At 33.4% G+C, this 13,089-nt stretch carries 13 protein-coding genes and 2 tRNA genes; 1 reads left to right on the top strand and 14 read right to left on the bottom strand.

Annotation, left to right across the window (positions count from 1 at the left end; translation table 11 throughout):
* Positions 1-233 precede the first annotated feature (233 nt).
* The 5 genes from proS to AAHN00_RS12065 form a co-directional block, all read right to left on the bottom strand.
* Complete coding sequence (proS, locus tag AAHN00_RS12085; protein WP_342271403.1) at positions 234-1,520, bottom strand: proline--tRNA ligase; 1,287 nt, start codon at positions 1,518-1,520, stop codon at positions 234-236.
* A 15-nt stretch (positions 1,521-1,535) separates the two neighbouring features.
* Complete coding sequence (gene folE / locus AAHN00_RS12080; RefSeq protein WP_341756012.1) at positions 1,536-2,108, bottom strand: GTP cyclohydrolase I FolE; 573 nt, start codon at positions 2,106-2,108, stop codon at positions 1,536-1,538.
* A 20-nt stretch (positions 2,109-2,128) separates the two neighbouring features.
* Positions 2,129-3,493, bottom strand: a complete 1,365-nt coding sequence (locus AAHN00_RS12075) for a hypothetical protein (protein WP_342271402.1) — start codon at positions 3,491-3,493, stop codon at positions 2,129-2,131.
* A 16-nt stretch (positions 3,494-3,509) separates the two neighbouring features.
* Positions 3,510-3,586 (bottom strand) — tRNA-Ile (locus AAHN00_RS12070).
* 125 nt (positions 3,587-3,711) lie between these two features.
* A tRNA-Lys gene (locus AAHN00_RS12065) sits at positions 3,712-3,787 on the bottom strand.
* A gap of 122 nt (positions 3,788-3,909) precedes the next feature.
* Between AAHN00_RS12065 and AAHN00_RS12060 the strand changes: the two genes are divergently transcribed.
* Complete coding sequence (locus tag AAHN00_RS12060) at positions 3,910-4,638, top strand: 3-deoxy-manno-octulosonate cytidylyltransferase (RefSeq protein WP_342271401.1); 729 nt, start codon at positions 3,910-3,912, stop codon at positions 4,636-4,638.
* Positions 4,639-4,780: 142 nt separating this feature from the next.
* Here AAHN00_RS12060 and AAHN00_RS12055 read toward each other — a convergent pair whose 3' ends face one another.
* From AAHN00_RS12055 to dapF, 9 genes are all read right to left on the bottom strand, one after another.
* Entirely contained in the window at positions 4,781-5,521 is a 741-nt protein-coding gene (locus tag AAHN00_RS12055; protein ID WP_342271400.1) for a biotin--[acetyl-CoA-carboxylase] ligase, read from the bottom strand.
* 32 nt (positions 5,522-5,553) lie between these two features.
* On the bottom strand, positions 5,554-6,987 hold the full coding sequence (gene nuoN, locus AAHN00_RS12050) for an NADH-quinone oxidoreductase subunit NuoN (RefSeq protein ID WP_342271399.1): 1,434 nt from the start codon (positions 6,985-6,987) through the stop codon (positions 5,554-5,556).
* Between the two features lie 81 nt (positions 6,988-7,068).
* Positions 7,069-8,865 (bottom strand): penicillin-binding protein 2, encoded by a 1,797-nt coding sequence (gene mrdA, locus AAHN00_RS12045; protein ID WP_342271398.1) that lies wholly within the window; start codon positions 8,863-8,865, stop codon positions 7,069-7,071.
* The gene (locus AAHN00_RS12040) at positions 8,855-9,373 is read right to left on the bottom strand and encodes a hypothetical protein (protein WP_342271397.1); all 519 of its coding nucleotides are present in this window, start codon (positions 9,371-9,373) and stop codon (positions 8,855-8,857) included. The genes mrdA and AAHN00_RS12040 overlap by 11 nt, the downstream gene beginning before the upstream one ends.
* Positions 9,370-9,771 carry an NAD(P)H-dependent glycerol-3-phosphate dehydrogenase gene (locus tag AAHN00_RS12035; protein WP_410521455.1) on the bottom strand — a complete coding sequence of 134 codons (402 nt, stop codon included), beginning with the start codon at positions 9,769-9,771 and terminating at the stop codon, positions 9,370-9,372. Before AAHN00_RS12035 ends, AAHN00_RS12040 begins: the two co-directional genes overlap by 4 nt.
* 170 nt (positions 9,772-9,941) lie before the next feature.
* On the bottom strand, positions 9,942-10,376 hold the full coding sequence (gene tnpA / locus AAHN00_RS12030; RefSeq protein WP_342271325.1) for an IS200/IS605 family transposase: 435 nt from the start codon (positions 10,374-10,376) through the stop codon (positions 9,942-9,944).
* Positions 10,377-10,378: 2 nt separating this feature from the next.
* Positions 10,379-10,888, bottom strand: a complete 510-nt coding sequence (locus AAHN00_RS12025) for an NAD(P)-binding domain-containing protein (protein ID WP_342271395.1) — start codon at positions 10,886-10,888, stop codon at positions 10,379-10,381.
* Positions 10,885-12,144: a tRNA (N(6)-L-threonylcarbamoyladenosine(37)-C(2))-methylthiotransferase MtaB gene (gene mtaB / locus AAHN00_RS12020; protein ID WP_342271394.1), complete on the bottom strand. Its 1,260-nt coding sequence runs from the start codon at positions 12,142-12,144 to the stop codon at positions 10,885-10,887. The genes AAHN00_RS12025 and mtaB overlap by 4 nt, the downstream gene beginning before the upstream one ends.
* A complete protein-coding gene (dapF, locus tag AAHN00_RS12015) occupies positions 12,137-12,946 on the bottom strand; it encodes a diaminopimelate epimerase (protein WP_342271393.1) in 810 nt (269 codons plus the stop codon). Before dapF ends, mtaB begins: the two co-directional genes overlap by 8 nt.
* Positions 12,947-13,089: the final 143 nt, after the last annotated feature.

The raw sequence follows: 13,089 nt of genomic DNA, 5'->3' as shown, positions 1-13,089 counted from the left end.
AATATCTATAATATAAAATATAACAAATTTTTATTGTCCACTAATACTCTTTTTCATTATGAACCTCATGTATACTCAGGTAGAACTTCAAGAATTGGCGTTGTCGTGTCTAAATATCTCCGCTGCTCACGTACTAATGTACGCCTAGCAGCTCGACTTTGCTACTGCCTAGCTCTTCTTGAAGTTATACTATCGTCTACCAACTCTTCATTTACGAGCAGTATATGATATTTTTACCTAAATATTCTATCAATAACAGCACCCACATCTAATTCTTCCATTTTTCCAGTCCTACGATCTTTTAGTTCGACCACATTATTTTCAGCTTTTTTAGGACCAATGATTATTTGGTATGGTGATCCTATAAGATCATGCGTGGCAAATTTGCTACCGGCTCTTTCATTGGTATCATCGTATAATACTTCTATTTTACTTGCCACAAGTTTATCATATAGATTTTGTGATAGTTCATTGCATTTGCTATCAAGTATGTTCAAATTTAATATTGATACCATAAAAGGAGCAATATTTGTAGGCCATATAATCCCTTTATCATCATGACTTGATTCGATTATGGCAGCTAAAAGTCTTGAAATACCAATACCGTAAGAACTCATTTCCACTGGCACAAGATTACCCTTATTACTATTTACTAAAGCATTCATGGCTTCGGCATATTTTATGCCAATATAAAAAATATGCCCAACTTCAATACCCTTACTACTGGCAAGGTCATGTTCTGATAACAGGCATTTATCAGGATCATGTTTTTCTTCTGCTGCTGCATATAAGGTTTGTAATTTTTCAATATCTAAACTTTCCTGATCTGTTAAAGATAGGAATTTTTTATCATAAAAAATTGTACTCTCACCATTATCAGCAAGAATATGGAACTCGTGGCTTAAATTGCCACCAATTGGACCATTATCAGCAAGTACTGGAATTACAGTTAAACCCATATCACGAAATGTTTGCATATAGGCTAGATACATCTGATTATAGGTTTTTACAGCACTTATTTGATCTATATCAAAAGTATATGCATCTTTCATTAAGAATTCTCTACCACGCATAACCCCAAAGCGAGGTCTAATTTCATCCCTAAATTTCCATTGAATATGATATAAGTTTTTTGGCAAATCCTTATAGGACTGAATATTATTTCTAAAAATATCAGTCACCATGTCTTCATTAGTAGGTCCAAACAATAACGTATTATCATGGCGATCTTGGAATTTTAGCATTTCTTTGCCATAATTCTCAAATCTTCCAGATTCCACCCATAAAGATGCTGGTTGAATACAAGGCATTAATATTTCAATAGCCCCTACCTTGTTCATATTAAGTCGAACGATATTTTCAACATTTTTAAGGGCTTTTAAGCCTATCGGCAACCAGCTATAAATCCCAGCAGATTGCTGTCTTATCATACCGCTTCTAAGCATCAACCGATGAGAAACCACTTGTGCCTCCACTGGTTCTTCCTTCAGCACAGGTAAAAAATATTTTGATAGTAACATAAAGTTTACCTTGGATTATTTTTTGGAAATAATATTTAGGAATTCGTGGCGATATTTCTGCTGCTCTATATATATACCTGTATAATGCATAGTATTCATAATACTATCATTTTGCATAACTCCTCTAAGAGTCATACAGCTATGTAATGCAGAAATCTTAACCGCAACACCTAGGGGCTTAATATATTTCTGTAATGTTTCAGCAATTTGTACAGTCATCTTTTCTTGAATCTGTAGTCTCCTAGCAAAAACATCAACTATCCTAGCGAGCTTGCTGATACCTATTATACAATTATCAGGTATATAAGCTATATTTACCGTACCAGTTATCGGTAACATATGATGTTCACAAAATGAATTAAAATGTATGTCTTTTAACACTATGAAATCCTGAAAATTACAAGTATCGTAAAATTTAGTCGTTAATATTTCTTCCACATCTCTATCATACCCAGAAAACACTTCTTGGTAAGTTTTTATTACTCTATCAGGAGTTTTTAGTAGCCCTTCCCTATTTGGATCTTCACCAATAAATCGTAATAAAGTTTTAACTGCCTCTTTGGCTTCTTCTGTAGTAGGTTTTTTCAAGTCCATTATTTTTATTCCAATTACTTAAACAAGATTCTTCTACCACAAATAATAACAAACATCAAGCCACCAACAATAGCAATCAGCCCACCACCACCCATTACACCCATTAATAATTTACTGCCAATAGTCATTTCTACCCCTGGTGTTTTTCGCATCACCCCGTACCCACCAGCAAAAAGAAGAGCTATAATATGTAACATCTGCCCTGTAGTTATCGTTATAATTGCTGTTGTAAAATATGAGTTCTTCTGCTGTTTATCGTCACATAGAAAAAAGCAGAAACCCATACAAGCTACACTAATCCCAACAATTGAACCATGGTAGTGGGCAGGAATAGTAACATTCATACCTATAATTAATATACCAATAAATCCTCCAAACAGAAATAATATATTGGAACAAATTATGGTTGTCTTCACCAAACGCATTTGAACCTCCCTGATGTCCTTACTAGGGTTAATGTCATTCCCTCCTATGCGGGAATGATACCACTTCACCTCATAAAACATTATTATCAAAGACAAAGTTGCTGCTATCCCACCACCATATTTCATTTGTTTAGTATAGTATTCTTTGAATTCAGCATCTATAATATCATATAATAAATGTCCACTAATAGCTGCAACACTTATAACAAAATTTAAATATAATAGTGCAAGGTACAGCTTTTTTAATCTTAATTCCTTACCTATCCAAACATGGAATAACACTATCATTACTAATATCAAAATTTGCGTGTAAATAAACTGTAATAAATGCCCGCCACTCCAAAAAAGCAATTCATAGTAAAATTCTATATCGACTGGTACAAGTTTAATAATTTCTTGTAACTGGCAATAAGACCAAATAAAACATACCCATACTAACACCCACATTATTACGGTAGAAAGAATAGTAAAATTAATGAGGGAGTTAAAGTAAGATATTTTGCAACAGTTCCATAATGTATATAAGGCAAATAACAATACAGATACACCAAACAAACTAATTCCGAGAATAAATATTATATTCTCCAGCATTGGTATGTAATTGTTCATTACAGGAAAATTTTGACCACAAAATGGTGATAAAGCTATTAGTGCAGTAGAAATAAATGCTATTATTACACATGTTATGCTGGGAGTCGTTGCCTCTAGATTATAGCTCCAAACACATGCTGTAACTGACATCAACCAAACTAGGATTGATAAATTAACATGAATAACCAAAGCTGATCGAAAAATTTCTGTATTTGAAAATAAGTTAACTAACATTGGAGTGCGGAGCATTACCAATATTATTGAATACACCCCAGCAAGAGCAAGCGAAAATATACCATTTCCAAGCCAGTAAATAGCTAACTTATTACGGCTTAATTGTGGAATTATATTCTCAAGATTCATAAAGAATACTTACGAATGGTGGGTTTGAGAAGACTTGAACTTCCGACCTCACGCTTATCAGGCGTGTGCTCTAACCAGCTGAGCTACAAACCCATTAATACCCTTAGCATTTCAAGTGTTAGCAGTGTCATGCATCAGATATACTTTTTTAGCTGGCTTCACTTAGGATTATAAACCCAACATACGCAAATATGTTTATGGTTTTAAGTACCCTAAAGTGGTGGGCTCGCCGGGATTCGAACCCGGGACAACCTGATTAAAAGTCAAGTGCTCTACCTGCTGAGCTACGAGCCCTAAACAATAGTACTTAAAGACAAATTGTCTCTCAAGAACCTGTCTAATAAGCTTTACTTTATCGTTTAAAAAGCCTATCATGTCAACAATTATTTTGATAAATATCTTTAATATGGTAGCTTATGCATTCTGATGTTGCAATTATTATCCCTTCAAGACTTGATTCCGTAAGACTTCTCAAGAAACCTCTGCAACTTATAGGAGGAATATCCATAATTGAGCATGTTATTAGGCAAGTATATTCAACCAAACTAAAAAATATTTATGTGGCAACTGATTCAGAAATTATAGCTAAAAAAGTTACTGATTGTGATGGACAATTCATTATGACAAGCCAAGAATGTCAAACTGGTACCGAACGTGTATACCAAGCGTTTCAGCTAATCCCTAACAATCACCATATTAATTATATCCTGAATGTACAGGGTGATATGCCTTTTATTGAGCCGGAATCAATTATCAAAGTTATTGAAAACCTAAAATCTAGTAGCCATGATATTATGACCCCAGTAGTAAAAGTCGGTATAGACGCCGTAAATGGTCATAGTAATGTCAAAGTTATTACTGACCATAATGATAAGGCTTTGTATTTCTCTCGTAATCTCATTCCACACGGTGCAGAAGAATTTCTATATCATGTAGGAATGTATGGGTTTCGCAAAGAAGCATTAACTAAATTCATAAACTTACCTGTTTCAACTTTAGAATTAAGCGAAAAACTTGAACAACTAAGAGCATTACAAAATAACATGTCCATAGGGGTATGTTATGTTAACAATATTCCTATCTCTGTTGATACAATAGAGGATTTAAACAAGGCTATAGAGTTTTATCAAAAAAATATCAGTTAATATACTCGATTAAAATCAAGAATTGCGTTGTCGTCTTCAGGGATATTCGGTGCTTACGTACTAAATGTACGCTCCGCTCCTCGACCCTTCGACTCCTAGCACTTCATAATTTTAATCTTCGTCTATCAACGCGAATTAGGGATTAATAAATTATTTCCGTAGCATAATTAACGCAATAATCCTGCCCTGAGGCAAGCTGAATCCTTATACTCCCGTTCTCATCTATGTCTTTAAAAATTCCTGAAATTTTTGTGTTTCCATCATTTACAGTAACCATCTTACCTAACTTATAAGCTCTTTTAAGCCAATATTGTCTTATTTTACTAAACCCTTCTTGTTTCCATCTACTAAAATATTTTTCAAAGTTAATCATGAGAAGCTCTAATAAATATTCTAGATCTTTTACTTCTATATTCTCATCGGATAAATTGGTTGCCAATTGATCAATATTTAAAGGGCTTCCCTTAACGTTGATGCCAACACCTATAATGAGATAATTATTATCATTTATACTAATAGACTCAAGCAATATACCTGATACTTTCTTGTCATTTATCAAAACATCATTGGGCCATTTTAATTTAATAGAATTTTCTGATCTAACGGACAAAGAATTGATAGTTTTATAAACAACAATAGCCATAACAAAAGATAATTGCGGAATATAGCTAAGATTAATCTTATGATTTAATAATATACTAACATGCAAATTCCCTAAACTAGAATGCCAAATTTTACTATTTCTTCCACGCGATTTTGTCTGATTTTTTGCCAATATTACATAACTACCATCAGGACAAGTCTTAGCCATTCTAACAGCTTCACAGCTGGTGCTATCTATTTCATCAAAAATTAGTAGATTATATTTTTTCTGCCATGACATAGCTATAAACCATCCATAGTATCAAAAAGTGGTTAGATAAAAACACACAGAAGCAATAAAACTCCAATAATCAAATAGCATATAAATTTTAAGCTCTTAGGTGTTGGTACTAAAACTAGTTTCAAACTTTTATCCACCTCAAAAAAATACATAGACCTAACTATTTTCAGGTAATAATAAGCCGCTACAACACTTGTGCCAATAGCTATAAATGCTAGAGTAAATTGTTTCTCTATAATAGCCTGATAGAAAACGCTGTATTTCGCAAGAAATCCTGCCAGTGGTGGAATGCCTATCATAGAGAACATGATAATCGCAATCCCAGCAGCTAACGCTTTACGGGTAGAAGCAAGACCTTTAATATCATCAAAAGTTGCTGAATCTGATTTTTTACCTAGCAGAGTAATTAGGCAAGCAAAAAAGCCAGTGACAGAAGCAGCATAAATAACCATATATAGTAATGCTACTCTATCACCGTAAGGAGTATGAAAAGAAATAGCCATTAAAACATAGCCTATATTTAGAATAGTGCTGTAACCCATTAGCCTTTTGAGGGAGGTTTGTCTAATAGCACCAGCTGCCCCAATAAGCATGGACAAAATCGCAGTGATTTTTATTAGATCAACTGAAATTTGCTTATAATCTCCAATTACCATAGTCATTATATTTAATAATACCACCACATTACCAATTTTTGTGGCAGCAGAGAAATAGGTAATTGAAGGAATGGGAGACCCTTCATATACATCTAACGTCCAACTATGCAAAGGAGCAGCTGATAATTTAAATAAGATAGCACTTAAAAAAAGCACTAAACCCACTATTAAACCAATATTTGGCTGCGGTGAATGATTCAATTTCTGAAAAATATTACTATAATCTAAACTACCGCCAAATCCATAAATAAAGGAAATGCCAAATAACGTTAGGCAGCTAATCAAAGACCCAAGAATAAAATATTTTAACGCTCCTTCTGATGCTTTAATATTATTCAGATTAAAGCCAGCTAATACATAGGCTACCAGTGCCTGTAACTCCATAGCAACAAATAAAAGTAAAAAATTACGGGCTGATATAGTAATAAAAACACCAACAGTAGAAAGTAGCACTAAGGTTATAAATTCTGTTTTAAACTCCTCCTTAGTGATTTTACAATATGCCTGATAAATCATCATAGTCATTATTGAAAATAATAAAACAAAGAATTTAAAACCAACAGTAAAATGATTAACGACAAAAGAATTACGAAAAGCTATTATACCATTACCTGAACCTTGTAAAGCAAGATACTGCAACTGTTGAAAAGCGACAATAAGTAATATTGCCGATAGTAATATCTGAGTATTGCTAATGGTTTTAGTTTTTGTACTAAATAACACTGCATATGTCTGAGTAAACAAAGCTAGTAAGGTCAGCATTATCTCAGGTAAAATAATTACAAATTGTTTAAAAATTGGGTCTGTCATATTGCAAGTTTCTAAGTTTTTATATAAATGCTAATATATACTATAAAATCGCTAGCACTAAGTACGAATAGTAAAAAATATTCAATTATATTTATCAAGTACCATAGCCATAATCTTACTAGCTATAGGGGCTGCTGCCCTGCCTCCACCTCCACCATGATCTACAAACACTAAAACAGAGTAACGAGGTTGTAGGTAAGGAGCAAACCCAGCGAATATAGCGTGGTTACGCCTTTCCCAAGCAATTGACTCTCTATTTAAATCATCATTGATATTAGCCTTTGATTGTACTTGTGCCGTACCTGTTTTACCAGCTAATTGATACCCTTCTGTCAAAATTCTACTATAATAGGCAGTCCCACCTTGCGTATTAACTGCTCTATACATGCCTTCTTTTAAAATATCTAGATATTGTTGATTTATATTAATCTGATCGAATACTGACCCATCTTTTACTGATATATCTTTAGCAATTTTAGGATTATACAATTTCCCATTACTGGCAATTGCTGTTACAAATCTAGCTAGCTGGATTGGAGTAGCTGATAAGAACCCTTGCCCTATCGATAAATTAAGAGTATCACCAATCGTCCATTTAGAGTTAAATTTTTTCATTTTCCACTCTTCTGAAGGAACAAAACCTGATGCTTCTCCGGTTAAATCAATGCCAGTTTTTGTACCAAAACCAAAATTTCTTGCCATATCTAATATTCTTTTATGACCTATCAAGCGAGCTATTTCATACATATAAGAATTACAAGAATATTTGATAGCATTATACATATCAACGATGCCATGACCATGACGATTCCAACATCTAGCACTATTATTACCTAATACTGAAGCACCAGTACAATTAACAGTTTTAGTCGGTTTAATGCCATTCTCTAATCCAGCTAAAATTGTAATAATTTTAAAAATAGATCCAGGTGGGTAAGTACTTTGTATGGTCTTATTAATCAACGGCTTATAGGGATCATTGACTAAACTTTGCCAGTAATCTTGGGATAATTTTATAAAATTATTAGCCTCAAATACTGGTGACATAGCCAGCACTAGCACATTACCATTATTGGTATCGATAACTATTGCAGAGCAACCTTGTTTATTTAAGTATGGCTGCACTCTTTGTTGTAGTTCCACATCAATATTTAGATGTAAGTCCTCACCTTGCTGGCTTTGAATATTGGTGATTTCTCTTACTTGTTTGCCCAAAGCATTTACTTCTATCTGCTTATAACCAAATTTTCCACGTAACTTGTCTTCATAATATTTTTCTACACCAAATTTTCCAATATTAAAATCCCCTAAATTGTTAATTTGTAAATCTTGTTTTTCTTGCTCATTAATCTGTCCAGTGTACCCTATCACATGACAAGTCGCTTCTGAAAAATGGTAAAATCTTGAATAACTAGCATCTACAAAAATAGAACTTAAATTTAACTTTTGTTCTTCAATAAGTGACATTTGTTGCCAGCTAAGATTATCTAGTATAACCAAAGGAATATGTTTATTGGCTTTTTTTATTTTTTGCTTAATGTAATTTTGTTCTTCTTCGGATAATTCTAGGATATTGGCAACTAGAGCTAATTCGTTTTTGTAATCATTGCCATTATGTATGTCAAGTAACAACCTAAAACAAGTTTGGTTTGTAGCCATAATGTTACCGTTGATATCATAAATTTGTCCTCTAAAAGGTGGAATTAGAATAAAACTTATACGATTTTTATCAGATAAAGTACGATATTTATCATTTTCAAGCAACTCCATAAAAAACATTCTTCCAGCCAATAACGAAAGCAATGTCAGTTTTCCTGAACCTATGAGAAAAGCCCTTCTTGATATTAACTGGCTATATAATATTTTACTATTTAGCATGTTTTCTAAAATATTCTAATGCTTTATCAAGTGGAATTCGTAGCAAATTATATGAGAATATAGTAGTTAGATACTGCATTAATATCATAAAATACCCCTCCGAAGATAAGCCTTTGCTTAAAATCAGCAAATATCTAAAATGTAATATAAAGAAATAATAGAAACAAAAGACGATAAAATTTGTTAAATAACTTCTAAGTACAAAAAATTTTCCTGTGAATTCTAAAATTATGTGAGCAATTATCAGAACCAAAGAATTTGTACCAATTGGCATGGAATATAACTGGTCAAAAATTATTCCTGCTAAAAATATTAGCCAAAAACCAATATGATAAAATGTGGAAAAATAGTAGAGTAAACTAACTTCAAAAGCTGGGAAAATAATAGATTCTCCATTAATTCTAAAATTTTCTAACGGAAAAATTAATAATAACAAACAGAATTCTAATAATATTATTTTACCAAATATTGCTGATAACATTTGTGATAAATTGCCAAAAAACTTCATACTAATTTCAGTTCTTTAATTACTGATGAAATAATCGGTAATGTTAGATCATATTTTCTTATGAGATCCAATACCAGTTTAGCAGATTCTCGACCCTCCACTAAGTATAAATTTTCATTTAAAAATTTATTAACATCTAAGTGCTTCCCTAATTCATAACCAAATCTAGTATTTCGTGATTCTTTAGAGTAACAAGTTAGCACCAAATCCCCTAATACGCCTGGAGCATATAAAATAGAAGCATCCCCAAACTCTCCATCAATTGCCTCAGATAAAATTTTTATTTCTTGAAGCCCCCCCGTTATCAGACCAGCTTTAGCATTCTGTCCATAACCTTTTGCATCATACCAACCACTCTTTATCGCTATAATATTCTTAACAGCCGATGCCACTTGCATCACTACCACATAGTCAGTTATGGTAACCTTAAATTGTTGCGATGCTAAACTAATTGCTAGTCGTTTGGCAAGATCAACATCTAAAGAGGCAATGGTAACTGAAGTTAGTTAACCACTCTGCACTGCAAGTGCAGAGCTTAATATTACGGCATAAATGCCTTTAGCCTCAGCTAATTTTCAACTTGAAAGTCTCCCACAGCATCATCTTTACCTTCATGCTTTTCTATGTAGGCTTTGATCATCTGATCTGTGACATTACCTGTAGTTCTTACAAAATATCCTGTAGCCCATAAATGCTTACCCCAATATCTCTTTTTTAATTCCGGAAATTCTTGCTGAATCTTTCTAGAACTCTTACCTTTCAAATATTGTACCAGCTTGCTGACACTTTGATATGGAGGTATTGATACATATATATGCACGTGATTAGCGGCAACCTTGCCTCTTATTATTTCAACTCCATTATCTTTACATATCTCCTGTACTAGATCTTTGGTGCGTCTCCCAATATCTCCTATTAATACTTTATATCTATACTTCGTTACCCAAACTATATGATAGGTACAGTCGTATATTGTATGACTTGTTTTCTTATAATACTGCATTTCTACATATTATATGTTAAAACGACGCACTGCAAGTGCGGGGTTTTTCTCCCAAAGTGGGACAATAAATCTTGAGCAACTTCTTTAGCTAGGTTAGGTCCAGCTATAAAGGCTAAAGGATTAGCTGGCAATATGGCTTTTACTTTATCAGATAATAACTCCGTAGGGTCTCTACCAAATCCCTTAGTTGCAACTAATAACACCACGTTGTCAGATATCCCAGCATCTTTTAATATCTTCAAAGTTTCCTGGAAAACAAAAGATGGTACTGCAGTAATTATTACTTCTTTATCTAAGATGTCTGATAAATTACTACAAGGAGTTATATTACTAGGAAGGATAATATCAGAACCAAGATATTTGCTATTAGTTCGATTATTTAATATTTCCTCAATAATATTATTCTCACGCACCAATATCGAGACATCCTCATAACATCTTGCCACCTGGCAAGCTAGTGCAGTTCCCCAACTACCACCACCATAGATAGCAATATTTTTAAATTTTTTCATAATATTTCTGAAATCATGTGATTACCCTCTATAGCAACTAACCGAGCCCTAACAATTTGTCCTACGTCAAAATTACCTTCAAGCTTTACCGGAATAAAATTTTCTGTATGAGCCATGTTATTTTGTTCTACAAGTAGCTCTACTTCCTGCCCTATATTCCTTTGGAAAAATTTTTGTAATTGTTGTTCTCCGGCAGTTCTTAAAATTTCTGCTCTTGCTTTTCTAATCGATTTTGCTATTTGCGGCATTCTTGCAGCCGGAGTTTCATCACGTTCAGAATATGGAAAAACGTGTAAATACTGTAAATCCGCCTCAGAGATAAGTCTTTTGGTATTGTCAAACATTACATCAGTTTCCGTCGGAAAACCAGCTATAATGTCTGCACCGAATGATACATTTGGCCTTAAATTACGCAATTTATGACAAAAATCAATAATATTTTGACGATTATGGCGACGTTTCATACGCTTAAGAATCATGTCATCACCAGCTTGTAGACTAATATGGAAATGTGGCATAATTTGCGGAGCATAAGCCATCAGATCGAACAAATCATCATCGATCTCGGCTACATCAATGGACGATAATCTAAGCCTCTTTAGTTCTGGAACCAGCCCGATAATCCTTCTAATCATCTGAGCAAAAGTTGGAGTTCCTGGCAAATCTGATCCATACGCCGTAACGTCAACTCCAGTAAATACTACTTCATTATAACCATTGGCTACTAATGTCCTTAACTGCTGTACTATAGCACCCATCGGTACTGACCTACTATTACCTCTACCATAAGGTATCATACAGAACGTACAACGATGATTACAACCATTTTGCACCTGAATAAAAGCACGAGATTTGCCATCGAAACTAGCCACCAAATGATTAGCAGTTTCAGTAACAGACATTATATCATTTACTGCCACTTTTTCTTCGGTAAATTGATAATTGCTAGCAATCAATTTTTCTTCATTACCAAGTACTTTATCAACCTCAACCATATTAGCAAAAATAGCTGGGTTATTCTGAGCAGCACAACCAGTAACAATAATTTTTACATCAGGATTATTTTTCTTAGCTTTACGAATTGCTTGACGTGATTGTTTCTCAGCTTCCTTAGTGACAGCACAAGTATTAAATACTATGACATTTTCTAAACCAGAAAGAGCTAGGTTAGTTCTGATCACTTCACTTTCATAAATATTTAACCTGCAACCAAAAGTTATAACTTCTTGGGTTACAACTTCTTGTAATTTAGTCATAAAAAAACTCCCCGCGCGAAACTAAAGCAGCAGCACCAACCATCATTATATTCTCACCTTGTTTTGACATTTGTAGACTACCCAATTGAAATACTACTTGACAAGGAGAGCTAATAAATCCTAGCTTGACCCCAGAAGCAAAACTAGCACATGCTCCACTACCACAAGCAAGAGTTAAGCCTGTACCTCTTTCCCAAACCGATAAATAAATTTTATTATCCTTGATTGAAGCAAAATTAACGTTAACACCATCAGCAAATAATTCTTTTCCCTGTAATTTTTCTCCTATTATTTCTTTATCTTCAATAGCGAGATCACTAAAAATAACAAAATGTGGATTACCAATATCGGCACAGATAACTTCCTTGATGTCGATCATATAACGTTCTACAACCGGCCAAATTTTTTCGGATGAAGGCATCCAATCTTCCTCGAAACTAACTATCCCACTATCTACTTCAATCTCGTTCTCATTCAGTATCTTGCAAGATAATTCTTTTCCATATACCCTCAAAGTGATTTCCTTTATACCTAAATCAAGATATATCAGCTTGGTAAGACACCTTGAAGCATTACCACATAATTTGCCACTTGATCCATCTTGATTATATATAATCATCTCATAGTAATTTGGTTTTTTATCATAAATAATAAACTGATCACAACCAATACCAGTATGACGATTGGAGATATTTAGCGATAGTTGTTGTAAATCGCAATTTTTAGGTAAATCACGCTGATTGATAATCACAAAATCATTACCTAAACCATGCATTTTAGCAAAATTGATTTTTTTTAACACGAGAATATCTTTAGTTGTTTGAGTTTAGGTTGCTACAAAGCAACTTAGCTATTATACCAAATATATGAAATTTATGTAGAAAATAATAGACTCCTTGTTAGTATCATACCTATAATGATATTAACAACTAACTAATAACTCAA

Origin of the sequence: Candidatus Tisiphia endosymbiont of Parasteatoda lunata (genome assembly GCF_964030955.1) — a bacterium.
Classification (GTDB): domain Bacteria; phylum Pseudomonadota; class Alphaproteobacteria; order Rickettsiales; family Rickettsiaceae; genus Tisiphia.
The sequence above is the reverse complement of the archived record's forward strand: the minus strand, read 5'-3'. Positions and strand labels throughout refer to the sequence as shown.

Coding starts and splice junctions, on each gene's coding strand:
- proS (WP_342271403.1), bottom strand. CDS start 1,520: ATGTTACTATCAAAATATTTTTTACCTGTGCTGAAGGAAGAACCAGTG.
- AAHN00_RS12075 (WP_342271402.1), bottom strand. CDS start 3,493: ATGAATCTTGAGAATATAATTCCACAATTAAGCCGTAATAAGTTAGCT.
- AAHN00_RS12060 (WP_342271401.1), top strand. CDS start 3,910: ATGCATTCTGATGTTGCAATTATTATCCCTTCAAGACTTGATTCCGTA.
- AAHN00_RS12055 (WP_342271400.1), bottom strand. CDS start 5,521: ATGTCATGGCAGAAAAAATATAATCTACTAATTTTTGATGAAATAGAT.
- nuoN (WP_342271399.1), bottom strand. CDS start 6,987: ATGACAGACCCAATTTTTAAACAATTTGTAATTATTTTACCTGAGATA.
- mrdA (WP_342271398.1), bottom strand. CDS start 8,865: ATGCTAAATAGTAAAATATTATATAGCCAGTTAATATCAAGAAGGGCT.
- AAHN00_RS12040 (WP_342271397.1), bottom strand. CDS start 9,373: ATGAAGTTTTTTGGCAATTTATCACAAATGTTATCAGCAATATTTGGT.
- AAHN00_RS12035 (WP_410521455.1), bottom strand. CDS start 9,771: ATGCAAGTGGCATCGGCTGTTAAGAATATTATAGCGATAAAGAGTGGT.
- tnpA (WP_342271325.1), bottom strand. CDS start 10,376: ATGCAGTATTATAAGAAAACAAGTCATACAATATACGACTGTACCTAT.
- AAHN00_RS12025 (WP_342271395.1), bottom strand. CDS start 10,888: ATGAAAAAATTTAAAAATATTGCTATCTATGGTGGTGGTAGTTGGGGA.
- mtaB (WP_342271394.1), bottom strand. CDS start 12,144: ATGACTAAATTACAAGAAGTTGTAACCCAAGAAGTTATAACTTTTGGT.